Here is a 21,555-nt window from a genome sequence, read left to right as displayed (position 1 = left end):
GGCTTATTTTCCCTGCTTCTTCTGGTCGGCGGGCTTGTCGAAATTCTCTACCTGATCCGGCAGGAACACGGTTTTGACCCGCTGGCTCGGGCTCTTGCTCTCGGCAATCATCTTCTGTTTGACGATGTCGTAGCGGATCAGATCGCCATTGACCTGGCTATCCTCCTGCTTGAGTTGACCGTTGCCGGTGATAGTCACCAACCGCTTCTTCAACTCGTAGCGGATGGTGTTGCCGTGGGCATTGACCGGCTTGCCGTTATCCAGAACCTGGAAGAAGGTGGCCGGTTTGCCGTAGGCCGTCATCACCTCGGCCCCTTTCTCGCCGGAGCGGGTCACTACCACCTTGTCAGCCTTGATCCGGATGGTGCCCTGATTGATGGTCACGTCCTCTTCGAAGGTGATGCGGTTGTCCTGCATCTCGGCCACCTGTTTGACGGCATCGACGTAGACCTTCTCGGCAAAGTCGGACTCTTTGGCGGTCACCGCACCACACAACAACAGGGCTGCGAGGGCCAGATTAGCGTTTTTCATTGAAATAGATGGCATGGCCTTGATCCAGTAACTCAAAATATTTGCGGTCCAGATGGCCCTTGAGGCCAACCCCTTGGGTCTGGAAATCCCGACCCAGAATGTTCACTTCCCGGTTGCTGCGCACATCCTGTGTCACCAGATCCAGCTCCAGATAGGGGGTATCCAGTGTGGAGATAAAGGAGGTGGGCAACAGACCATCCAGATGCACCTTGTCCCGCAGGATGACGTTGTCGCCGGTGTTGAGCACGCCGGTTTCGGCGGTCACCTTCCACTCGGCAGCACCCTGATCGTCATACATGTAGACCACCGGCTTGTCGAAGGTGGCCTGCTCGAGGATTTGATAATACTCGGCGTAGGTCGACTCCAGCCGCTCGGTGCGCTTGCCATTGATATCAAAACGGGTGGTCACCAGATCTTTGGCGACAAAATCCGGCTGATAGTTTTCGATTTTGACGGCGCTCTCAGGCACCCGCTCAACCTTGCCCAACTGCCAGGCAACCAGTGCGACCAGAAACAGCAGGGCAAACAACAGGGTCTGTCTGCTCATACCGAGGCCTCGGGCTGATAATCGTCGTGGCCCTGCGCTTGCAAAATGAGGTCACACACCTCGCGCACCGCGCCCATGCCGCCACCGAGACGAGTGACCATATCGGCACGACTCAGCACCAGCGGATGAGCATCGGCCACGGCAATGCCGAGCCCACAGACCTGCATCACCGGCAGATCGATGGTGTCATCGCCCATATAGGCAGCCTGTTCAGCAGTCAGCCCCAGCTTGGCCAGCAGCGCTTCGAAGTGAGGCAGCTTTTTATCAGCCCCCTGCACCACATGAGCCACCCCCAGGCTTTTCATCCGATCGCTGACGATACGGGAGTTGCGCCCGGTGATGATGGCGATCTCGATCCCGGCATTGAGCAGCGCTCGCATGCCCGCACCATCGCGGGTGCAGAAGGTTTTCAGCTCTTCGCTGTTGTTTCCCATGTAGATGAGGCCGTTGGAGAGCACCCCGTCCACATCGCACACCAGCAGGCGGATTTGCGCCGCCTTCTCAAACTGGCTGCGCGTCACCGGACCATAGAGGGTCGGTACGTTTTGCATCAAATTACTCCGGCTTTCAGCAGGTCGTGCATGTTGAAGGCGCCGAGCGGGCGCTTGTCACCATCCACCACCAGTAATCCGTTGATTTTTCTCGTTTCCATCAGCTTGACGGCTTCTGCAGCCATCATTTCCGAGCCTACGGTAACACAGTTGGCCGTCATCACACGGCTGATGGGGGTGTGATGGATATCGATCTGCTGGTCGAGAATGCGGCGCAGGTCGCCATCGGTAAAGAGCCCGGCCAGCAGGCCATTGCCATCGACCACCGCAGTCATACCGAGCCCCTTGCGGCTCACTTCCAGCAGCGCTTGGCTGATGGTGGCATCTATCCCCACCCGGGGCAACAGCTCGCCACTGTGCATCAGGTCGCCGACCCGCAGCAATAGACGCTTGCCAAGGGAACCGCCCGGGTGCGAGAGCGCGAAATCATCGGCGGTAAAACCGCGAGCTTCCAGCAGGGCGACCGCCAACGCATCGCCCATCACCAGGGTTGCGGTGGTACTGGAAGTGGGTGCCAATCCCAGCGGGCAGGCCTCTTTCTCCACCTTGATGCACAGGTGCACGTTGGCCTCTTTGGCCATAGTGGAGGCGGGATTGCCAGTCATGCAGATGAGCGGAATGCCGCGGCGCTTGAGCGCCGGCAGCAGGGCCAGGATTTCGTCGCTCTCGCCGGAGTTGGAGATGGCGATGATAAGGTCGCCGCTGGAGATCATCCCCAGATCGCCGTGACTCGCCTCCCCTGGGTGGAGGAAGAAGGCCGGGGTACCGGTGCTGGCGAGGGTGGCGGCGATCTTGCTGCCGATATGGCCCGATTTGCCCATGCCGGTGACCACTATCTTGCCACCGCAGCGCAGCACCATCTCGCACGCCTTGTCGAAGGCGTCGTTCAGATACTGATAGAGTCCATCTATGGCTTGCTTTTCTGTGTCCAGCACCGCGCGGGCACTGCGACGAAAATCGAACAGTTCAGACACTTTCTCAGGCTTTACAGACATAAAGACACAGCTCCGGGCCGAAATTAGCTGCGGGATTATAAAAAAGTCTGCCCGGATAAGCGAATCGGATGGCAAGTCCCGCTCTCAATGACGCACTTTGTTACAGAAAACTGTCGTGCAAATGGGCTGGCAGCCTGTTCAATAGTTGTTCCTTGCTGTTGCGTAGACCTAGACTACCCCATAAAATTCGCACCTCATTTACACCGGATGGACAATTGTTTGAACAATGACCTGATCACCATCTCCGATCTGACCTTCAGTCACGGAGATCGGCTGTTGTATGACGGGATCAACCTGACCATTCCTCGTGGCAAGGTGACCGCCGTCATGGGCCCGAGCGGCATAGGTAAAACCACCCTGCTGCGGCTGATCGGTGGCCAGCTCAAGCCGGAGTCCGGTCACATTCTGTTTGACGGGGAAGATATCCCCACCCTCTCCCGCTCGCGCCTCTATGAAGTGCGCAAGCGGATGAGCATGCTGTTCCAGAGCGGCGCCCTGTTTACCGGCATGACGGTCTACGACAACGTGGCCTTCCCGCTGCGGGAGCACTCCGGCCTGCCGGAGGAGCTGATCCACACCATCGTCATGATGAAACTGCAGGCGGTGGGCTTGCGCGGCGCAGCAAAACTGATGCCCTCCGAGCTCTCCGGCGGCATGGCCCGCCGGGCGGCGCTGGCTCGGGCCATCGCCCTTGACCCCGACCTCATCATGTATGACGAACCGTTCGTTGGACAGGACCCCATCACCATGGCGGTGCTGGTCAAGCTGATCAAGGAGCTGAACGATGCCCTAGGTATCACCTCCGTCATCGTCACCCACGATGTGAAAGAGGTGCTGAGCATCGCCGATTACGCCTACATCATTGCCAATCGCAAGGTGGTGGCGCACGGCACGCCGGATCAGCTGCGCGAGGAGCACAACCCCGAAGTCGAACAGTTCCTCAAAGGATTGCCCGATGGTCCTGTTCCGTTTCATTTTCCGGCAGGCGATCTGCTACAGGATCTCTGATGTTGATAAGTCAAATAAGCAAGCTGGGGCGGGTCGGAGTGCGGTTTATCAGCTCCGTCGGTCGCGCCACCATCATGTTGTTCCATGCACTGGCGGGCAAACCCGAGCCACGCAAGCACTTTCCGCTGCTGGTGCAGCAGCTCTATGTAGTCGGGGTGCAGTCCGTCGCCATCATTCTGGTCTCCGGGCTGTTCATCGGCATGGTGCTCTCGCTGCAGGGCTACAACGTATTGAAGGATTTCGGCGCCGAGCAGAGTCTGGGACCGCTGGTCTCCCTCTCCCTGCTGCGGGAGCTGGGTCCTGTGGTCACGGCACTGCTGTTTGCCGGCCGTGCCGGTTCGGCCCTGACCGCTGAAATTGGCCTGATGAAGGCCACCGAGCAGCTTTCAAGCCTCGAGATGATGGCGGTCGACCCGCTGCGCCGGGTGGTCGCCCCCCGCTTCTGGGCTGGCGTCATCAGCATGCCGCTGCTGGCCTTTATGTTCAGCCTGATCGGCATCTTCGGCGGCAAGCTGGTCGGCGTGGACTGGCTCGGCGTGGACGAAGGGGGCTTCTGGTCTGCCATGCAGGCCTCCGTCGACTGGCATGAAGACATCATGCAGGGCGCCATCAAGAGCCTGATTTTCGCCCTGGTGGTCACCTGGATTGCGCTCTTTAACGGCTATGATGCCAAGCCGACCTCGGCCGGGATCAGTCAGGCCACGACCCGAACTGTGGTCCACTCATCCCTCGCCGTACTCGGCCTGGATTTTATACTCACTGCAGTCATGTTTGGATAAGGTAAAGATGAAGTTCAGCAAAGTAGAATTCCTGGTCGGCACCTTCATGCTGGCTGGCATCGGTGCCATTCTGGCACTGGCCCTGCAAGTGGCCGGTTTGAGCTTCAAACCGGAAGGAGAAACCTATACCCTGCGCGCGCATTTCGATAATATCGGCGGCCTGAAAGTCCGTTCGCCGGTCAAGGTCGGCGGCGTGGTGGTCGGTCGGGTCAGCGACATAGTACTGGACCCGAAAACCCAGGTGCCCGAAGTGACCCTGATGATGCAAAAGAGCGCTGGCCAGTTTGCAGATACCAGCTCCCTCTCCATCCTCACCTCCGGTCTGCTCGGCGAGCAGTACATCGGTCTGGCCCCCGGCTTCAGCGATGAGGAGATGGGCACCGAGATGCTCAAGGATGGCGACCTGATTGAAGACACCAAATCCGCCATCGTGCTGGAAGATCTGATTGGCAAGTTCCTCTACAGCCAATCCTCCGACAGCAAATCAGACAGCAAGAAGGAGTAATCATGTTCAAGAAAATCGCCCTGCTGCTGGGTCTGATGACCAGCATGCTCTTTTCCCTGTCTGCCCAGGCAGTCGATGCCACCGACCCCAACGCCCTGGTGGATCAGGCTGCCAAGCAGACCTTTGCCCGCCTGAAAGCCGATCAGGCCCAGGTGAAGAGCAATCCGGATCACCTGCGGGTGATCATCCGCGAAGAGCTGCTGCCCTATGTGGACAACCGCTTCGCAGCCTACAAGGTGCTTGGCAACCAGATTAAAGAGACCACCGAAGCGCAGCGCAATGCCTTCGTCGAGGTGTTCACCGAGTACATGGTGAGCTCCTACGCCGATGCGCTGGCCCATTTTGACAAGCAGACCGTCAAGGTCGAGCCGGGCAAAGCTCCCAGCGGCAACATCACCGCCGTCAACGTCAGCGTGAAAGAGGCCGGCAAGCCGGACATCTTCCTCGAGTTCAAACTGCGCAAGAACAACAAGACCGGCGAATGGAAAGCCTTCGACATGGTGGCAGAGGGGATCAGCCTGCTCTCCGCCAAACAGAGCGAGCTCGGCGGTTTGATCCGCCAGAATGGCATCGATGCAGTGATCGCCCAGTTGCGTGAGCACAACGCCAAGCCGCTGGTACTCAAACCATGACCCTCAGCGGTGAGCTGCAGGCGCCACAGGTCAATGACCTGTGGCAACGCCGCGCCGAATGGTGGCAGGACGACCAGCTCGAGCTCGGCGGCGTCACCACCCTCGACTCTGCCGGACTGGCCCTGCTGGTCAAATGGGCCAAAGCCGTATTAGCGCGAGGCGCCACACCGCAACTGGTGGGCGCCTCCAGTGATTTCTATACCCTGGCCAACCTCTACGGGGTGGCCGGGCTGTTTCAGTCAACCCCGCTCACAACTGAGGACGCATAATGCAAGTCTCTGAAATTGAAGCGATACTCCTTGAGGCTCTGCCATTGTCCGAAGTCCATGTCAAAGGGGACGGTAGTCACTACCAAGTGATCGCCGTCGGTGACATGTTTGACGGCATGAGCCGGGTCAAGAAGCAGCAGGCCATCTATGCCCCGCTGATGGACAAGATCGCCAGCAACGCCATTCACGCCCTCTCCATCAAGGCGTTCACCGACGCCGAGTGGAAACGCGAACGTAAATTCCTATTGCCCTCCTGATTTGGTAACGAAGTAAAAATGGACAAATTCAAAATCGATGGTCGTTGTACTCTCAACGGCGAAGTGACCATCTCCGGCGCCAAAAACGCCGCGCTGCCGATCCTGTTCGCGACCCTGCTCTGTGATGAAGAGGTTCACCTCTCCAACGTGCCGCGCCTGAAGGACGTGGGCACCACCATCAAGCTGCTGGAGATGCTGGGCGCGACCACCAAGGTCAACGGCAACGTCACCGTGCTGACCGGTGCGGTGAACAACCACGTCGCCCCCTACGAGCTGGTGAAGACCATGCGCGCCTCCATTCTGGCGCTGGGTCCGCTGGCTGCCCGTTTCGGTGCTGCCGACGTCTCCCTGCCCGGCGGTTGCGCCATCGGTGCCCGTCCGGTCAACCTGCACGTCCACGGCCTGGAGCTGATGGGTGCCAAGATCACCATCGAAGATGGTTACATCAAGGCCCGTGTCGATGGCCGCCTGAAAGGCGCCCACATCCTGATGGATATGGTCTCCGTGACCGGTACCGAAAACCTGATGATGGCTGCGACCCTGGCTGATGGCCGCACCGTGATCGAAAACGCCGCGCGCGAGCCGGAAGTAGTCGATCTGGCCAACTTCCTCAATACCCTGGGTGCCAAGATCCAGGGCGCGGGCACCGATACCCTGACCATCGACGGTGTCGAGCGTCTGCACGGCGGCAACTACAGTGTGCAGCCTGACCGCATCGAAACCGGTACCTTCCTGGTGGGTGCAGCGGTCACCGGTGGCAAGATCACCTGCCGCAAGACCGACCCGACCCTGCTGGAAGCGGTACTGGTCAAGCTGGAAGAGGCTGGCGCCCTGATTGAGAAGGGTGAAGACTGGATCACCCTCGACATGACTGGCCGCACCCTCAAACCGGTCACCATCAAGACTGCCCCCTACCCGGCCTTCCCGACCGACATGCAGGCACAGTTCACTGTGCTGAACGCTGTCGCCAAAGGCACCGGCATGGTCACCGAGACCATCTTCGAGAACCGCTTCATGCACGTTCCCGAACTGGTACGGATGGGTGCAGACATCGAACTGCAGGGCAATGTGGCCATCTGCCGTGACACCGAGCAACTCAAGGGTGCCCAGGTGATGGCGACCGATCTGCGCGCCTCCGCCAGTCTGGTACTGGCCGGCTTCGTGGCCGAAGGCTCTACCATCGTCGACCGCATCTATCACATCGACCGTGGCTACGAAGACATCGAGCAGAAGCTGCAGGGTCTGGGTGGCCGCATCGAGCGCATCAAGGGCTGATAGCCCCCTGATCGCTGGCCGATAAAAAGGCCCCCTCGCGTTGGCGAGGGGGCCTTTTTCATGGTTTCGGTTCTGTTGAAACCGGGATCAGTGACCCGCCAGCTTCATATTCTCTACCAGCACCGAGCCGGTCTTGAGACTGGAGCGCTCATCCTCGTCACGACCCACCGCCACGATATGGCTGAACATCTCGGCCAGATTGCCGGCGATGGTGATCTCCTCGACCGGATAGGCTATTTCGCCATTCTCGACCCAGAAACCGGCGGCGCCGCGGGAGTAGTCACCATTGACGATATTGACCCCCTGCCCCATCAGCTCGGTCACCAGCAGACCGGTGCCCATCTCTTTCAGCATGCCCTGAAAATCCTGGCCGGTATTGGAGACCTGCCAGTTGTGGATGCCACCGGCGTGACCCGTAGTAGTCAGCCCCAGCTTGCGCGCAGAGTAGGAGGTAAGCAGCCAGCTCATCAGCTCGCCGTTACGGATGATATCCATGTCGCGGGTACGCACCCCTTCGCCATCGAACGGGGTACTGGCAAGCCCGCCCAGCAGGTGGGGGAACTCCTGAATGGTGAGCCACTCGGGCAGGATCTGCTTGCCCAATTTGCCTTGCAGGAAGCTCGACTTGCGATAGAGGTTGCCGCCGCTGATGGCCATCACCAGATGGCCCCACAGACCGGAGGCTGTGTCCGGGTGGAACAGCACAGGCGCGTGACGGGTAGAGATCTTGCGGGCGCCGAGGCGGGAGACGGTACGCTCAACGGCTTCGTCAGCAATGCGCTGCGGGCTCCAGAGCCCGTCGAGGGTACGGCTGGAGGAGTAGCCGTAATCACGCTGCATATCGCCATCCTGCTCGCCGATCAGCACGCAGCTCAGTGAGTTGCGCGACGCCGCGTAGCCTTTGACGAAGCCGTGGCTGTTGCCATAGACCTTGATGCCAAGATGGCTGGAGAAACCGGCGCCGTCGGAGTGTTTGATACGGGCATCGCGACCCAGAGCGAGTCGTTCGCACTCGATGGCCAGCTCGATCCCGCGCTGGGGATCCAGCTCGATTTGGTGACACAGTTGCAGATCGGGGGCATCCCAGGCCAGCAGCTCGGCGTCCGCCAGACCGGCGCAATCATCGGCCGAGGTGTGGCGGGCAATCTCGATGGCCGCTTCAACGGCGGCACGAATGGCGGGTTTACCCAGATCGGTGGTCGAGGAGGATCCCTTGCAACCATCGCGATAGACGGCAATGCCGAGGGCACCATCCTTATTGAATTCAATGCTTTCCAGTTCACAACCCCGGGTATTCACCGACAACCCGGTCTGCTTGCTAATGGAGACTTCGGCCAGCGAGGCGCCCAGTCCTTTGGCTATCTCCAGGGCTTCGGCAACCACGGCCTCGAGATGGGCTTGATCCTGGCGGATTTGGTCTTGCTGATCCATAACTCACATCTGTATGAAAGAAGGAAAGGGGCTAAGCATATCAGACCCCTGCGCCCAGCGGGAGAAGCTGGTAACATATCCGCCAAACGTGAATGACAGGAATCAAGAGACCGATGAGTCAATATCAAGACGACAACGAGTTCGAAGACTGGGGCCCCAGCAAGAGCCAGCTCAAGCGCGATGCCGAAGCATTGCAGAAAATGGGGGAAGAGATCGTCTCCCTCAGCCACAGCGAGCTGGAAAAAATCCCGTTGGATGAAGAACTTGCAGAAGCTGTCGAGCTGGGTCGCAAACTGAAGCCGAAGAAGGATGAGTCCTTCCGTCGCCATCTGCAGTTCATCGGCCGCCTGATGCGCAGCCGCGATATCGAGCCGATTGCCGAAGCGCTCTCCATCATCAAGAATCGTCACTCCACCGTGAATGCGCGCCTGCATCGGCTGGAGCAGTGGCGCGAGCGCCTGATCACCGAAGGTGACAGCGCCCTCAACGAGCTGATGTCCCAGTTCCACGAGCTGGATCGCCAGAAGCTGCGCCAGCTGATCCGCTCCGCCAACAAGGAGCGGGAGCTGAACAAGCCGCCGGTCGCCTACCGCGAGATGTACCAGTATCTGCGCGGCGAGATCGAAGACCTGCTGTGATCCCCGAAACACGCCTCCCCTCGGGGAGGCGTTTTTTATGCACACCCCGCTACTCCCGCCCGCATCACAACACTCACATCGTTTAATATATCCACCACAAAGCAGCGATTTTATGCAAAGCGATGGCTTGAGATGGCCACAAACAGGCTGTTTTGCGAAGATTCAAGCCACAGCCATTAACATTTATGCATCATTTTGTTTGACATATTGAACAGCCTTGGCAGACTGGAAGCAGGATCCAGGCTATCGTTGCCCAGGCTGACCGACGATTCTGTCCCGGGCCGACACGGGATCCCTTGACCATGCTTTGAGGCATGCCCTTGTCCGGTTTATGTGCAAGGGTCTGCCCAAGGCGCAGGATGCGAATTCAACGCCAAGGATAACTCAGGTGCCCCATGCCAACGCCTTCACGCCCTCCCTACCGTAAACCCGTCGTATTGATGACCATGGGCGCCCAGCCCCGCAACGGCCACGCCTATCAGGTTATGACCCACAAATACATCACACCGCTGGTGGAGATAAGCGGCTGCGTCCCGCTGCTGGTACCCACCTGTTGTGGCACAGCCGATCTGGAGCAGTATCTGGATCTCGCTGATGGGGTCTATCTGAGCGGCGCTGGCTCCAATATCGATCCGACCCTCTACGGTCAGGAGAATCTCACGCCGGAGAAACAGCAGGACAGGGATCGCGACCTGTTCGATCTGCCGCTCATCAAAGGGGCGCTGGCGCGCGGACTACCGCTCCTCGGCATCTGCCGCGGCATGCAGGAGATCAATGTGGCGCTGGGTGGGGATATCCACCAGAAGGTCTATAGCGAACCGGGCTATGACGATCATCGGGAGGATTCGGACGATCCGGTAGACGATCAGTATGGACCGAGCCATCAGATCAAACTGCTGACAGGCAGCTGGTTTGCCGAGCTGATGGAGGAAGAACAGATTCCGGTCAACTCCCTGCATGGACAGGGCATCAACCGGTTGGGGAACGGGCTGGAGCCGTTGGCCCACGCCGAAGATGGGCTGATCGAGGCACTTCATGCCCCCGCACTGTCACCCTTTTTACTGGCAGTACAGTGGCATCCGGAGTGGAAAGCCAATGAAAACCCCCACTCCATCAAAATCTTTCAAGCCTTTGGCGATGCCTGCCGCCAGCGCAGTGCATTGATGGCAAGTAGTTAATCCCTCATCGATTCAGTCGCCAAACCCGCGCGCCTTGAGCTTGGGCAGTTCACCCCGCTCGGGGCGCAGGGTACGGCAGATATCCATCCCCTTGAGCCCGCGCTGGATATGATCAGGCGAATGGCCAAACACCATGCCGTTGCTGCGGTAGAGGTTGTTGTCATCCAGCTCGAACTTCTCGCCACCGATCAGCAACTGCTCGCGGCCATTGACCGTGTCGCCCCGCTTGATAGGCACCTTCATGTCGCTCAACACCTCTCCGGTGGCACACCCCTCGCGCCAGCGCGCTTCACTGGAGAAGGGGGTAATGGCTATTTCACGCCAAGAGCCATCCCGGAATTCAAGCCGATACTTATCGACCAGCAGATCGCAGCCAGCCAGTGGCAACAAAGCCATCAAACAGATGCTTTTCTTTGAAAATTTCACTCTATCGCACTCCATTACCCGGTTCTGTACAGGATAAATAAATTGCCGCCCCAACGCACCATTTCCCCGCGCCGCAGCAGCTATGCTGGAAATAAAACCACAACAAGGTGCTGCTATGGCTGGCGAAAACCTCACCGCGCTACCGACCCTGATCTGGATTGGCGAACACCCGTTCTGGACCCTGCTCACCTTCTCCCTGATGCTGATCCACTTCTGGCGCCGTCCGGGACAGCGACGGGTGCTGCTCTCCGAGCTCGGCTTCGTGATGATTAGCGCGGTGGTGATCCTGCTAATCCAGCTGGAAGGGGGCTGGTTCAAACTACCGCTGCCCCATCAATTGCTGATCGAGATCTCCACCCTGCTGGCCGGCCTGATACTGGTCAAGATATGGGGGATCCTGCTGTTCGAGTTTCTACTGCCCCTCTGCCATGTGCGGATCCCGCGGATCATCGCCGATATTGTGATCACCATCGGCTATATCGGCTGGGGTCTGTTTCGCCTCTACGCCTCCGGCATGGCGCTCGGAGAGATAGTCACCACCTCGGCAGTCATCACCGCGATCATCGCCTTCGCCATGCAGGATACCCTGGGCAACCTGCTGGCCGGGGTCTCCATTCAGCTCGACAACTCCATCGCCATCGGTGACTGGCTGCAAGTCGATACCACCCAGGGCCGGGTGGTGGAGATCAACTGGCGTGCCACCACCGTCGAGACTCGCAACTGGGAGACTGTCGTCATACCCAACAGCCATCTGCTCAAGCAACGCTTCACCGTGCTCGGACGCCGTCAGGGCGAACCGCTCCAGTGGCGGCGCTGGGTCTGGTTTGATCTGACCCTGGATACCCTGCCGACCCAGATTATCGCGCTGATAGAGAAGTCCCTGCGAGAGACCAAACTGCCCTGCGTCGCCAAACATCCACAACCGGACTGCCTGCTGATGAATGTGGAAGGGGGCATCGCCCGCTATGCGGTGCGCTATTGGCTGACCGATCTGGTTCGCGATGATCCGACCGACTCCATGGTACGCAGCTTGATCGATGCCGCCCTGCGACGCAACGATCGCCGACTCACCCCACCGATCTTCAACGTCTTCATGACCAAGGAGAAACAGCATCTGGATGCCCGCCACAAGCGCCACACCGCCGAGCGCACCGAAACTCTGCGCAAGCTGCCGCTGTTTGCCATGTTGCAGGAGAACGAGTTGCTCCAGCTTGCCGATCAGGTGAAGTTCGCCCCCTTCGTCAGCGGCGACATCATGCTGGAACAGGGGGAGATCTCCAGCTGGTTGTTCGTACTGGTCAAGGGGGAAGCCGAGATGGTAGTCAACATCGAGGGGCGGGAGCTGAAGCTCGGCACACTCGAAGCGGGAGATTTCTTTGGCGAGCTTAGCCTGCTCACCGGCGAGCCCAGCTCTTTCACGGTACGGGCGGTGGCCACCGTCGAAACCTATCGCATCAATCAGGCAATGTTTCAGGAACTGGTGATGCAGCGCGAATCGCTGGTCGAGCCCCTCTACCGGGTACTGAGCAACCGCCAGCAAGAGCAGCAGGCGCTGTTGGTACGGGAAGCGGAAGCCATGAAACAGCCACCACAGCAACTCGATCTTCTTGATAAATTGATCAAGATGTTCGGGGGGAGATGACGGCAGCTGGTCAGCTCCCGTACATCAGAGCACAGCCCCGTCACTATGCCCTATAAAGCCCAAAGGTGCGCGTCGCGATAAGGGTCAGAGCAGCAGCTCAGCCAGCTCCTCCAGTGCCGTCAACTCCACGTCCGGCAACAGTTGTAGCTGTTGCCACGGTTGCCGCCGCTCGTTGAGCCAGGCGGCGCGAAAGCCGTGCAATCGGGCACCCAGCACATCCGTCTCGGGATGATCCCCCACATGGAGGATCCGCTCCGCTGGCAGCTTGAGGGCACTGCGGGTCTGCTCAAACATATCCGGTGCCGGTTTCATTCTGGCGCCCGCCCCCGCCTTGCAGACCAGCGTGAAGTAGCGATCCAGCCCTGCCTGAACCAGATCCAGATTGCCGTTGGTGATCACCACCAGCGGATAGCGTTCGGCCAATCTGGCCAGCAGCTGATGAGTGGACTCTCTCACATCGATCTTCGAGCGCTCTGCCAGAAACGCAGCAAAGACCTGCTCCGCCTCGCGGCTAGCCTGCTGGTCGGCCATCCCCCCCTCCACCATGGCGGCGCGGATGGTCTGCAGGCGCGCCAGACTGACATCGTGGCGCAACTCGGGGTGGGCCAGTAACACGGAGCGTTTTAGCTCCAGCCAGCGTGACTTGTCGAGCATGGCGGTGGCCAGATATTCGCTGCGCAGATGACTCAGCATCCACTGCTCGGCCCGCACGATGGCGGGGCCGTTGTCATAGAGGGTGTCATCGAGGTCAAACGAGATGGCAGCAACCGGCTGCCAGCGGCGATAGAAGTGCATGGACTCTCCTCTGCATCACGGGCTCAGTGCCCGTTATTCATCGTCCTGCGCATCCGGGTCACGCTTGGCCCTGGGGTGAGCGCTGTCGTAAACCTTTGCCAGATGCTGGAAGTCGAGGTGGGTATAGATCTGGGTGGTGGAGAGATCGGCATGACCCAGCAGCTCCTGCACCGCCCGCAGATCGCCGGAGGACTCCAGCATATGGGTGGCAAAGCTGTGGCGCAGCTTGTGGGGATGGACGTGGGCGTTGAGCGCCTGCTTGTTGCCCCAGCCATCGAGGCGGGCCTGCACCGAGCGGGCCGACAGCCGCTGCTTGCGGCTGGAGACAAACAGCGCCTCGCTCTCGTCCCCGGCCAGCAGCGGGCGCACCTTGAGCCACTTCTGCAGCCACTCGACCGCCATCCGGCCGATGGGTAGCACCCGCTCCCGCGAGCCCTTACCGGTCACCTTGAGCTGACGGTCGTCGAGCTTCAGATCCACCAGATTGATCCCCACCAGTTCGGCCAGACGCAGCCCTGAAGAGTACATCAGCTCCATGATGGCGCGATCCCGCACCGCCAGCGGATCCTGCTCGTCGGTGATGTTGAGCAGCTGGTGCATCTCGTCCACATCGAGGTTTTTCGGCAGCGGTCGACCCTGTTTGGGGGTGACGATACCGCGGGCCGGATTGGCGGTCAGCCGCCCCTGCCGCACCTGCCAGTCGCAAAAGCTGCGCAGGGCAGAGACCTTGGTGGAAAGGGAACGAGGAGCAAGTCCCCCCTTGTGCATCCGGGTCACCAGAGTGCGCACCTGGCTCGACTCAAGCTGGCTCCACGTTTCGAGCCCCTGCTTCACCAGCTCGGCGGTCATCGCCTCCAGATGGGCTTGATAGTTATTGCGGGTATGAGGGCTGAGCTGACGCTCAACCCTCAGGTATTCGATAAAGGCCGCCAGCTCGTCCGCCAGTGCCGCAGGCAGTGGCGGTGCGACGACGGGAGCTTTGGCGGGCGCCCTGGCCGGTGTTCTAGCCATGAGTCAACTCGGGCAGACGCAGTTGCAGCAGGCGCCCCAGTTGGCCCAGCAGCAGGGTGTCGTTGTGGGGAGTAAAGTGGCCGGGATCCGAGCTGGCGAAGGCCAGCACGCCGAGATCGCCGAGCCGCATCAGGGCCACCGAGTTGACCAGCACATCATGGCCAAACAGCGCCTGCTTCTCGCTCTGGCTCAGGCGGCCAAAGTAGTAATCCTGCCCCGGCAGACGCTGACCCAGCAGGGATTCGAGCTGCTTGCCCTGTGCCAGAAAGCGCTGCTCGGGCCCGCTCAGGGCGAATATTTTCGGATTGAGCCAGAGTCGCAACCCGGTCAGGCGCAGCCGCTGGACAAAGGCCTTGCCCATCACGGCACTCACTTCGAACAGGGTCTGGCAGCCGTACAGCTCGCCGTAGAGATCGGCATAGACCCGGAAGATCCGCTCGTTCTCGCTGGCGATCCCCATCAATTCGGTGATCTCCTGCTCCAGCTGTTCGATCCGCTCGCGCTGCCGCTCCAGCTGGCGCTCGACCAGCGAGACCGACCCTTTGCGTTCATGGGGAATGCGGATCCGGTCCAGCACGGCGGCATGGCGTTGGAAAAACTCGGGATAACGGGCCAGGTACTCCAGCACAGTGGCTTCATCCACCGATTGCTCCTGCCGTTTGAGTTCGCTCATAAATTGGTTGATCCATCAGAGAAATGGGGCTCACTGCCCCGACATCATGGGCAAAGGGGGCCTGCGCCCCCCGTACCTGAACCTTTATCGGCTAAACCTCTATCTGGCCGTCAAACACATGCTCGGCGGGGCCTGTCATATAGACCGGCTGGCCCGGCCCCTTCCAGGCGATGGTCAGCTTGCCGCCCGGCAAGCTGACGGTGACCCGCTCCTTAAGCTTGCCCTGACTGATGCCAATCACCGCCGCCGCACAGGCACCGGTGCCGCAGGCCAGGGTCTCGCCACAGCCCCGCTCGAATACACGCAGCTTGATCTCGGTGGCATTGACCATCTCCATGAAGCCGACGTTGACCCGTTCGGGAAAACGCTCGTGACGCTCCATGATGGCGCCCAGCGTCTCGACCGGCGCATCGGCGACCGAAGGCACCTCGATGACGCAGTGGGGATTGCCCATGGAGACCACGCCACACATCACGGTATGCTCCTGTGCCCGCAGCAGATAGGTTTTCTCTGCCTTCTGGGCCCGGAACGGGATCTTGCCCGGCTCAAACTGGGGCACCCCCATGTTGACCGTGACCTGATTCTCCCCCTCCAGCTGCAACACGATGCGACCCCGGGCGGTACTGACCGCGATGCGATCCCGGTTGATCAGCCCCTTGAGGCGCACGAAACGGGCAAAACAGCGGGCGCCGTTGCCGCACTGCTCCACCTCGCTGCCATCGGCATTGAAAATGCGATAGTGAAAGTCGAGTTCAGGGTCATAGGGCGGCTCCACCAGCAGCAGCTGGTCAAAGCCGATCCCGAAGTGGCGATCTGCCAGCTTCTTGATGACGTCATTGCTGAAAAATACCTTCTGGGTGACGCCATCCACCACCATGAAGTCGTTGCCCAAGCCATGCATCTTGGAAAAATCTATCAACATCGTGCATTCCTGTGCTGTTAGGGCTGTAAAAATTCACCGAACCAAGAGGCGTCAAACGCCATAGAGTCATTGTCCCAGACCGCGCCATCAGGGCAGCAGGTGCTCACCGCGCCAGAGATCGGCCAACTGCTCACGCTCGCGGATCAGGTGCGCCTCGGCACCATCCACCAGCACTTCGGCGGCGCGCGGACGGGTGTTGTAGTTGGATGACATGGTAAAGCCGTAGGCACCGGCCGAGCGCACCGCCAGCAGTGAACCCTCGGCAATGGCCAGGGTGCGCTCCTTGCCGAGGAAATCGCCGGTCTCGCACACCGGGCCCACCACGTCATAGAGCGCGGGAGCATGACCGGCGCGGCTATCCACCTCGATGATGTTCATCCAGGCACCGTAGAGCGAAGGACGCAGCATGTCGTTCATGCCGGCATCGATCAGCGCGAAGTTGCGGGTCTCGCCCGGCTTCAGGTACTCGACCCGGGTCAGCAGCACGCCGGCATTGGCGACGATGGCGCGGCCCGGCTCGAACAGCAGGGTCAGATCCCGGCCCGCCAGCTTCTGCTTGAGCGCTTCGGCATACTCGGTCGGATGGGGTGGTTGCTCGGAACCGTAGTTGACCCCAAGGCCGCCCCCCACATCCAGATGATGGATATGAATCCCTTCTGCAGCCAGACCGTCAATAAGCCGCAGCAGCTTGTCAGCCGCTTCCATAAAGGGATTCAATTCAGTGAGTTGCGAGCCGATATGGCAATCCACCCCGACGATCTCGATGTTTGCCATCGCGGCCGCCTTGCGATAGATGGCGGGGGCCAGCTCGATGGGAATGCCGAACTTGTTCTGCTTGAGGCCAGTGGAGATATAGGGGTGAGTACCAGCATCGATATCTGGATTGACCCGCACCGAGACGCGAGCCTTCTTGCCCATGCTGCCCGCCACCCGATTGAGGCGCTCCAGCTCGGCTTCCGACTCCAGATTGAAGCAGAGGATCTCTTTATCCAGCGCGAGGCGCATCTCCGCTTCACTCTTGGCCACGCCTGAGAAGACCACCTTGGCCGGATCACCACCCGCCGCCAGTACCCGCGACAGCTCGCCACCGGAGACGATGTCAAACCCCGAGCCCAGACGGGCCAGCAGGTTGAGCAGCGCCAGGTTGGAGTTGGCCTTCACCGCATAGCAGATCAGATGGGGAATATCGCCAGCGGCCTTGTCGAAGGCGTGCCAGTGGCGCTCGAGGGTCGCACGGGAGTAGACGTAAAGCGGGGTACCGTACTGCTCGGCAAGCTGTTGCAGCGAGGTTTGCTCGGCCTGAAGCTGGCCGTCGGCGTCGTAGTTAAAGTGATCCAAGGGGGCGGTTCCTTCCTAGAATGGGTGCGGCATTAGTGCGGCGCGGCCTCGGTGGCAGCCTCAGTGGTCGCAGGCGGTGCTGCTTGCGGTGTACTCTGGCTCTGTGGCTGCTCGGGGGGCGGCATATAGAGCGGCCCCTTCAGACCGCACGCGGCCAACCCGAGGGACAGAAGAGTAGCAAGCAGACACTTGGTGAACTGAGTGATCATAATGGTTCGCTGCGAAAAAATTTTTGGCCCTCTATAATCGCACTCACATTGTTAAAAGCAACAGGATAAACCGATGAAGGATCACGAGTATCACGCCCTGACCGACGCCTTTTTCCAATATGTGGAAGACACGCTCGACGAGGGGTATCCGGATATCGACTGCGAACGCAACGGCGGCGTATTGACCCTCTCTTTCGAGAACAAGACCAAGGTCATCATCAACAAGCAGGAGCCACTGCACCAGATTTGGGTCGCCACCCGCGAGAACGGCTTCCACTTCGAACTGCAGGGTGACACCTGGATCGACAACCGCTTCGGCCACGAGCTCAAGGCGCTGCTGAGCCAATCCTGCTCCGCCCAGGCGGGCGAAGAGGTGGTGTTCCCATGATTGACCTGCACCCGCAGGGCGCCCGTCATGCGGTGATCTGGCTACACGGGCTGGGTGATTCCGGCGCCGGTCTCGCCCCGCTGGTGGACGCGCTGGATCTGCCCGCCGACTTGCCGGTGCGTCACCTGCTGCCGGATGCGCCGGAGCGCCCCATCACCATCAACATGGGCTACAAGATGCGCGGCTGGTACGACATCAAGAGCTTCGAGGATCCCGCCGAGCGGGCCGTGGAGTCCCATGTCCGTGAATCGGCCAGCCAGATCAGCGCCCTGCTGGATCAGCTGGTGGCCGACGGGTTTGCCCCCGAACAGATCGTGCTGGCGGGCTTCTCACAGGGCGGAGTAATTGCCTCCTTCACCGCGCTGCGCTATCAAGCAACGCTAGCGGGCCTGCTCTGCATGTCCACCTATCTGGCCGCCCCCGACAAACTGCTCGGCGAGATGAGCGAGGCTGCTCGCGCCCTGCCCATCTGTTACATGCACGGCATCTACGACGATGTGGTGAGCCTGTCGCTCGGTTGGGATGCCAAGAACCGGCTGGAACAGATGGGGCTGGCCCCCGAGTGGCATGAGTACCCGATGCGCCACGAGATCTGCCGTCCGCAGCTCGGCGACATTCGCAGCTGGCTGCTGGTCCGTCTCAGCGCCTGAACAACCGCAATAAAAACGGCCTGCAACTGCAGGCCGTTTTTTATGGCGATTCCAACTGGCAGATCAACCCACTTCCCAGGTAGGTGGCACCGGTTCACGCCCGCCCCCCTGACTGCGATAGGGGATCACCGCCAGCTCGCCACTCTGCTGCACTATTTCGTAGTACTGGGGCAGGTTGAAGTTGATGAACTGACCGTCATCACTGAAGCTCTCGTTATTGGAGGTGTAGAAGCGATTGACCCCCGCCACCAACTCATCCTTGTTACCGGCGAAGTGCTGGTAGATCTCGACCCGGTTCACCTCATCGAGGATATAGATGTTGGTGCCCGCATCCCGGGTATCGAAGAAGAACTGCACCAGCCCTTCGCTGGCATAAGCATCGACGATGCCAGGCAGATGCTGGCTGTGGGTCTTGTCGAGCCGCAGCGGCAGGTGATCCAGCTTGTTGTGGGAGATATGACGGTAAAAATCGATGGCGTTCTCCAGCTTCTTCACCGACACCCCGCGCCGCTCGAAGAAGATACCGTACTTCTCCTTGCCAAGCGCCATGGTTTTGACCAGTTGCTGCTTGTCGCGAGCCAGGCGCAGATCGATACACTCCGCCACCAGGGTCTGGAAGCGGGTGCGCACCAGAGAGCGGAAGTGCTGGCTGTAGCAGAATACCTCGATCATCTCGGGGGCAGCGGCATCCTGATGCATTTTGCCGAGGATGGTGGTGAGGGCATCGACCACCGCCTCGTCCCCCTGAAAATGGAGGGTACGGATCTCGCTCCAGGAGTTGCGATAGACCAGATCCACCGAACCGACCAGACATTCCTGATTGCGGCCAAACGAGAAGACATCCACGGTATTGGCGTCGAACTCGATCACCTGTCCGACCCAGTGGCTGGTCGGGTCCATCTCCAGATTGAGGAAGATGGAGAGCTGACGGATCTCGCACGGCCGACTGAGCGCCAGGTTGGTGGCGAGTGGGTACTTCTCGGGGAAGCAGCCGGAGAGATCACGGCAGAACTGGTGCAGATTGTCGATGTGCAGATCCGAGCCCTGATTGAACAGGTGCACCCGCGACTGGGGCGTCAGCAGATCGTTGAAATAGGCCCAGGAGACCAGCTTGCTGATGTAGCCGTTGAACTCCAGCGGTGCGCGACCAATGATGTCCACCGGCTCCAGCGAATGTTTGTAGAGATACCAGCCGGCGCGGTTGAGGCGACCGTGGGGCACCTGCACGAAGCTGAGATCCGGCTCGCTCAGATCTGGCGCTATCTTGAGGTTAACCCGTTGCACCTTGCCCGGCAGGCTCTCAAACGCGGCGTAGAGCTTGCGCGACAGAATGCCGATATCCTCCGGGTTGATCGATTCGCTGATGTTGTTGCGGCGGGCAAACTGGATCAGGTTGCGGTAGCTCTGCATCAGGGCCTCCAGCAACTCTGCATGGGCGATCTTCACCTCCTCGACCTTCCACTCGTGGCGCTGATCGAGGTGGCACAACTTCTCCTGATTCCAGCCCCAGTAGGAGACTAGCTGGTTCATCTGCTCGCGGCGCCACTCGGGAGAGTGATCATCCTTAGGATGGCTGAGGCCATCGCACACCTTGAGGTAGAAGCAGCGGCGCACCAAATCGAGTCGCGCCATGTCGCCGATGGACTTGAGATAGTTGGTCACCTTGTCCAGCATCAGGCAGTAGTTGTCGAGCCGGTAGTGCATCCCCTCGTTGTGCTGGAACCAGTCGCGACCAATCATCGAGAGCAGGCGGGTATTGGGGTACTCGTGGGAGTAGGCCTCCATCAGTACCGACTTGAGCACCGCCTTGTAAGGGGAGTCAATCCCCTTGTAGAGCTGCCACAGGGCGGAGCCGAAATACTCTTCGGCCGGAATACGGTCAAAACTGCCGAGATCGAGCCAGTCTTCCTGCTTGAGCTTGCCGCTCTCGAACAGTTCGTTCACATACGCATCGTAGTGATCATCACACTCGGTGGGTACCAGATACCAGATCAAGCGTTTGCCCGCGATACGCATGGCACTGCGGTAGAACTCGTCGAGCAGCAGCAGGTGTTGGGCACTGCCGCAGCTCTCCCCCTGCATCTGGGCATCATTGGTCTGGCGGAACTTGTCTTCCGGGATCAGAAAGAAGTTGAGATCGACCCCGCGCTGTTCGGCCCACTTGGAGAGTTGCTGGCACTTCAGCTCCAGCAGATCGAGCCGCTCCTGCGACAAGCCGGCCACATGGCAAACCCAGATATCAAGGTCCGAGTGACAGCATTGGCCAATGGAGGAGGTGCTGCCCATGGAGTAGAGCCCTTGAATAGCTCGATCATGGGTCGCAAGCCCGTTCAGGCAATTGGCATTCTGGCAGAGATCATCGATGAAGGCTTGCTGCTCGGCGCTGGCTGTGAAGCTCCAGATGCCATGAGGGACATCACCGGATACATAACCGGGCAACAGGGGATGATTGAAGTGCAGCATGACAGGCAGCAGTTGAAATACCTGCTGCCCGTAGCGACTCATGAGGCCCAGCGCCCGCTGCGTCTTGAGACGGGTAATCTCGTCATAACGCGCAACCAGCGTATCGATGTGTTCCTGCAATGCCCTGCCTATCACCTGAGTGAAATGACGCACCAAAACGGGGATACGTCAAAAAAGTGTGATCATGTTAACAATGCAAACCTCGGTGGTAAACAAGCCTTCAGCTAAACGCCAGATTATTTCTAGTATGACCCTATCAAGTATCATTGGAAATCATTAAATCCCAATATATTCAATAAATTAAAATAACAATCCTGCTTAATGAAAATCATTTTCAGCATGCGTTTTTGAGCTTGAGCCCGCTTTTGCCGGCTTCGCCATGAAAGCCCGAGCAAAGGGTGGTAATATCGATTTCCTTCTAAAAATGAAACAACTGATTGAT

Annotated in this window: 25 protein-coding genes; 12 read left to right on the top strand and 13 right to left on the bottom strand. The window is 59.6% G+C overall.

Translation table 11 applies throughout. From position 1 onward, the window contains the following. Positions 1-3: 3 nt before the first annotated feature. The 4 genes from lptA to ACRAUW_RS02515 are packed head-to-tail and all read right to left on the bottom strand — an operon-like array spanning position 4 to position 2,624. Positions 4-531: a lipopolysaccharide transport periplasmic protein LptA gene (gene lptA, locus ACRAUW_RS02530; RefSeq protein WP_431361043.1), complete on the bottom strand. Its 528-nt coding sequence runs from the start codon at positions 529-531 to the stop codon at positions 4-6. Beyond that, on the bottom strand, positions 518-1,078 hold the full coding sequence (gene lptC, locus ACRAUW_RS02525; RefSeq protein WP_431361026.1) for an LPS export ABC transporter periplasmic protein LptC: 561 nt from the start codon (positions 1,076-1,078) through the stop codon (positions 518-520). Before lptC ends, lptA begins: the two co-directional genes overlap by 14 nt. Continuing rightward, complete coding sequence (gene kdsC / locus ACRAUW_RS02520) at positions 1,075-1,629, bottom strand: 3-deoxy-manno-octulosonate-8-phosphatase KdsC (RefSeq protein WP_431361025.1); 555 nt, start codon at positions 1,627-1,629, stop codon at positions 1,075-1,077. The genes lptC and kdsC overlap by 4 nt, the downstream gene beginning before the upstream one ends. After that, on the bottom strand, positions 1,629-2,624 hold the full coding sequence (locus tag ACRAUW_RS02515) for a KpsF/GutQ family sugar-phosphate isomerase (protein WP_431361024.1): 996 nt from the start codon (positions 2,622-2,624) through the stop codon (positions 1,629-1,631). Before ACRAUW_RS02515 ends, kdsC begins: the two co-directional genes overlap by 1 nt. A gap of 207 nt (positions 2,625-2,831) precedes the next feature. Here ACRAUW_RS02515 and mlaF point away from each other — a divergent pair, with 207 nt between their 5' ends. From mlaF to murA, 7 genes are read left to right on the top strand one after another with little or no spacing between them, the layout of a single operon-like run. Beyond that, positions 2,832-3,632, top strand: a complete 801-nt coding sequence (gene mlaF / locus ACRAUW_RS02510; protein ID WP_005336343.1) for a phospholipid ABC transporter ATP-binding protein MlaF — start codon at positions 2,832-2,834, stop codon at positions 3,630-3,632. Next, entirely contained in the window at positions 3,632-4,411 is a 780-nt protein-coding gene (gene mlaE / locus ACRAUW_RS02505; RefSeq protein ID WP_005336345.1) for a lipid asymmetry maintenance ABC transporter permease subunit MlaE, read from the top strand. Before mlaF ends, mlaE begins: the two co-directional genes overlap by 1 nt. A 7-nt stretch (positions 4,412-4,418) precedes the next feature. Further along, positions 4,419-4,916, top strand: coding sequence for an outer membrane lipid asymmetry maintenance protein MlaD (mlaD, locus tag ACRAUW_RS02500; RefSeq protein WP_019444849.1), 498 nt, complete (start codon positions 4,419-4,421; stop codon positions 4,914-4,916). Positions 4,917-4,918: 2 nt separating this feature from the next. Beyond that, on the top strand, positions 4,919-5,548 hold the full coding sequence (locus ACRAUW_RS02495; protein ID WP_431361023.1) for an ABC transporter substrate-binding protein: 630 nt from the start codon (positions 4,919-4,921) through the stop codon (positions 5,546-5,548). Continuing rightward, on the top strand, positions 5,545-5,817 hold the full coding sequence (locus tag ACRAUW_RS02490) for an STAS domain-containing protein (RefSeq protein ID WP_005336352.1): 273 nt from the start codon (positions 5,545-5,547) through the stop codon (positions 5,815-5,817). The genes ACRAUW_RS02495 and ACRAUW_RS02490 overlap by 4 nt, the downstream gene beginning before the upstream one ends. Continuing rightward, positions 5,817-6,074 (top strand): BolA family iron metabolism protein IbaG, encoded by a 258-nt coding sequence (gene ibaG, locus ACRAUW_RS02485; protein WP_005306001.1) that lies wholly within the window; start codon positions 5,817-5,819, stop codon positions 6,072-6,074. Before ACRAUW_RS02490 ends, ibaG begins: the two co-directional genes overlap by 1 nt. Positions 6,075-6,092: 18 nt before the next feature. Continuing rightward, entirely contained in the window at positions 6,093-7,349 is a 1,257-nt protein-coding gene (gene murA, locus ACRAUW_RS02480) for a UDP-N-acetylglucosamine 1-carboxyvinyltransferase (protein ID WP_005336355.1), read from the top strand. Positions 7,350-7,436: 87 nt separating this feature from the next. On the opposite strand, the gene pmbA is transcribed toward murA, so the two are convergent. Then, positions 7,437-8,780: a metalloprotease PmbA gene (gene pmbA, locus ACRAUW_RS02475; RefSeq protein ID WP_431361022.1), complete on the bottom strand. Its 1,344-nt coding sequence runs from the start codon at positions 8,778-8,780 to the stop codon at positions 7,437-7,439. A gap of 113 nt (positions 8,781-8,893) precedes the next feature. Here pmbA and yjgA point away from each other — a divergent pair, with 113 nt between their 5' ends. Next, positions 8,894-9,418 carry a ribosome biogenesis factor YjgA gene (gene yjgA / locus ACRAUW_RS02470; protein ID WP_005336359.1) on the top strand — a complete coding sequence of 175 codons (525 nt, stop codon included), beginning with the start codon at positions 8,894-8,896 and terminating at the stop codon, positions 9,416-9,418. A gap of 395 nt (positions 9,419-9,813) precedes the next feature. Further along, complete coding sequence (locus ACRAUW_RS02465; protein ID WP_431361021.1) at positions 9,814-10,596, top strand: gamma-glutamyl-gamma-aminobutyrate hydrolase family protein; 783 nt, start codon at positions 9,814-9,816, stop codon at positions 10,594-10,596. Positions 10,597-10,608: 12 nt separating this feature from the next. Here ACRAUW_RS02465 and ACRAUW_RS02460 read toward each other — a convergent pair whose 3' ends face one another. Then, positions 10,609-10,992, bottom strand: coding sequence for a hypothetical protein (locus tag ACRAUW_RS02460; RefSeq protein WP_431361020.1), 384 nt, complete (start codon positions 10,990-10,992; stop codon positions 10,609-10,611). A 145-nt stretch (positions 10,993-11,137) separates the two neighbouring features. Here ACRAUW_RS02460 and ACRAUW_RS02455 point away from each other — a divergent pair, with 145 nt between their 5' ends. Beyond that, entirely contained in the window at positions 11,138-12,664 is a 1,527-nt protein-coding gene (locus ACRAUW_RS02455; RefSeq protein WP_431361019.1) for a cyclic nucleotide-binding domain-containing protein, read from the top strand. Between the two features lie 84 nt (positions 12,665-12,748). Here the strand turns inward: ACRAUW_RS02455 and ACRAUW_RS02450 are convergent, their stop codons facing one another. The 6 genes from ACRAUW_RS02450 to lptM form a co-directional block, all read right to left on the bottom strand. Beyond that, complete coding sequence (locus tag ACRAUW_RS02450; RefSeq protein WP_431361018.1) at positions 12,749-13,459, bottom strand: HAD-IA family hydrolase; 711 nt, start codon at positions 13,457-13,459, stop codon at positions 12,749-12,751. A 33-nt stretch (positions 13,460-13,492) separates the two neighbouring features. Next, a complete protein-coding gene (gene xerC, locus ACRAUW_RS02445) occupies positions 13,493-14,470 on the bottom strand; it encodes a tyrosine recombinase XerC (RefSeq protein ID WP_431361017.1) in 978 nt (325 codons plus the stop codon). Next, a complete protein-coding gene (locus ACRAUW_RS02440) occupies positions 14,463-15,143 on the bottom strand; it encodes a DUF484 family protein (RefSeq protein ID WP_431361016.1) in 681 nt (226 codons plus the stop codon). Before ACRAUW_RS02440 ends, xerC begins: the two co-directional genes overlap by 8 nt. A 91-nt stretch (positions 15,144-15,234) precedes the next feature. After that, the gene (dapF, locus tag ACRAUW_RS02435; RefSeq protein WP_005336371.1) at positions 15,235-16,065 is read right to left on the bottom strand and encodes a diaminopimelate epimerase; all 831 of its coding nucleotides are present in this window, start codon (positions 16,063-16,065) and stop codon (positions 15,235-15,237) included. A gap of 87 nt (positions 16,066-16,152) precedes the next feature. Then, positions 16,153-17,403 carry a diaminopimelate decarboxylase gene (gene lysA, locus ACRAUW_RS02430; protein WP_064335261.1) on the bottom strand — a complete coding sequence of 417 codons (1,251 nt, stop codon included), beginning with the start codon at positions 17,401-17,403 and terminating at the stop codon, positions 16,153-16,155. Positions 17,404-17,435: 32 nt separating this feature from the next. After that, positions 17,436-17,612 carry an LPS translocon maturation chaperone LptM gene (gene lptM / locus ACRAUW_RS02425; protein ID WP_019444858.1) on the bottom strand — a complete coding sequence of 59 codons (177 nt, stop codon included), beginning with the start codon at positions 17,610-17,612 and terminating at the stop codon, positions 17,436-17,438. 73 nt (positions 17,613-17,685) lie between these two features. Here lptM and cyaY point away from each other — a divergent pair, with 73 nt between their 5' ends. After that, positions 17,686-18,000 (top strand): iron donor protein CyaY, encoded by a 315-nt coding sequence (gene cyaY / locus ACRAUW_RS02420; protein ID WP_106843461.1) that lies wholly within the window; start codon positions 17,686-17,688, stop codon positions 17,998-18,000. Next, a complete protein-coding gene (locus ACRAUW_RS02415) occupies positions 17,997-18,650 on the top strand; it encodes an alpha/beta hydrolase (RefSeq protein WP_431361015.1) in 654 nt (217 codons plus the stop codon). The genes cyaY and ACRAUW_RS02415 overlap by 4 nt, the downstream gene beginning before the upstream one ends. A gap of 63 nt (positions 18,651-18,713) precedes the next feature. Here the strand turns inward: ACRAUW_RS02415 and ACRAUW_RS02410 are convergent, their stop codons facing one another. Further along, positions 18,714-21,233 (bottom strand): class I adenylate cyclase, encoded by a 2,520-nt coding sequence (locus ACRAUW_RS02410; RefSeq protein WP_431361014.1) that lies wholly within the window; start codon positions 21,231-21,233, stop codon positions 18,714-18,716. Between the last annotated feature and the right edge of the window lie 322 nt (positions 21,234-21,555).

Source organism: Aeromonas sp., from assembly GCF_050633025.1.
Lineage (GTDB): Bacteria > Pseudomonadota > Gammaproteobacteria > Enterobacterales > Aeromonadaceae > Aeromonas.
This window is presented reverse-complemented; position numbering and strand designations above follow the sequence as displayed.

Bases quoted from the DNA above. Each gene is read 5' to 3' on its own strand.
- ACRAUW_RS02455 (WP_431361019.1), top strand. From the start codon at position 11,138: ATGGCTGGCGAAAACCTCACCGCGCTACCGACCCTGATCTGGATTGGC.
- lptA (WP_431361043.1), bottom strand. From the start codon at position 531: ATGAAAAACGCTAATCTGGCCCTCGCAGCCCTGTTGTTGTGTGGTGCG.
- ACRAUW_RS02465 (WP_431361021.1), top strand. From the start codon at position 9,814: ATGCCAACGCCTTCACGCCCTCCCTACCGTAAACCCGTCGTATTGATG.
- ACRAUW_RS02460 (WP_431361020.1), bottom strand. From the start codon at position 10,992: ATGGCTTTGTTGCCACTGGCTGGCTGCGATCTGCTGGTCGATAAGTAT.
- lptC (WP_431361026.1), bottom strand. From the start codon at position 1,078: ATGAGCAGACAGACCCTGTTGTTTGCCCTGCTGTTTCTGGTCGCACTG.
- ACRAUW_RS02450 (WP_431361018.1), bottom strand. From the start codon at position 13,459: ATGCACTTCTATCGCCGCTGGCAGCCGGTTGCTGCCATCTCGTTTGAC.
- mlaF (WP_005336343.1), top strand. From the start codon at position 2,832: ATGGACAATTGTTTGAACAATGACCTGATCACCATCTCCGATCTGACC.
- ACRAUW_RS02515 (WP_431361024.1), bottom strand. From the start codon at position 2,624: ATGTCTGTAAAGCCTGAGAAAGTGTCTGAACTGTTCGATTTTCGTCGC.
- kdsC (WP_431361025.1), bottom strand. From the start codon at position 1,629: ATGCAAAACGTACCGACCCTCTATGGTCCGGTGACGCGCAGCCAGTTT.
- lptM (WP_019444858.1), bottom strand. From the start codon at position 17,612: ATGATCACTCAGTTCACCAAGTGTCTGCTTGCTACTCTTCTGTCCCTC.
- yjgA (WP_005336359.1), top strand. From the start codon at position 8,894: ATGAGTCAATATCAAGACGACAACGAGTTCGAAGACTGGGGCCCCAGC.
- xerC (WP_431361017.1), bottom strand. From the start codon at position 14,470: ATGGCTAGAACACCGGCCAGGGCGCCCGCCAAAGCTCCCGTCGTCGCA.
- ibaG (WP_005306001.1), top strand. From the start codon at position 5,817: ATGCAAGTCTCTGAAATTGAAGCGATACTCCTTGAGGCTCTGCCATTG.
- murA (WP_005336355.1), top strand. From the start codon at position 6,093: ATGGACAAATTCAAAATCGATGGTCGTTGTACTCTCAACGGCGAAGTG.
- mlaE (WP_005336345.1), top strand. From the start codon at position 3,632: ATGTTGATAAGTCAAATAAGCAAGCTGGGGCGGGTCGGAGTGCGGTTT.
- mlaD (WP_019444849.1), top strand. From the start codon at position 4,419: ATGAAGTTCAGCAAAGTAGAATTCCTGGTCGGCACCTTCATGCTGGCT.
- dapF (WP_005336371.1), bottom strand. From the start codon at position 16,065: ATGTTGATAGATTTTTCCAAGATGCATGGCTTGGGCAACGACTTCATG.
- cyaY (WP_106843461.1), top strand. From the start codon at position 17,686: ATGAAGGATCACGAGTATCACGCCCTGACCGACGCCTTTTTCCAATAT.
- ACRAUW_RS02440 (WP_431361016.1), bottom strand. From the start codon at position 15,143: ATGAGCGAACTCAAACGGCAGGAGCAATCGGTGGATGAAGCCACTGTG.
- ACRAUW_RS02490 (WP_005336352.1), top strand. From the start codon at position 5,545: ATGACCCTCAGCGGTGAGCTGCAGGCGCCACAGGTCAATGACCTGTGG.
- ACRAUW_RS02415 (WP_431361015.1), top strand. From the start codon at position 17,997: ATGATTGACCTGCACCCGCAGGGCGCCCGTCATGCGGTGATCTGGCTA.
- ACRAUW_RS02495 (WP_431361023.1), top strand. From the start codon at position 4,919: ATGTTCAAGAAAATCGCCCTGCTGCTGGGTCTGATGACCAGCATGCTC.
- pmbA (WP_431361022.1), bottom strand. From the start codon at position 8,780: ATGGATCAGCAAGACCAAATCCGCCAGGATCAAGCCCATCTCGAGGCC.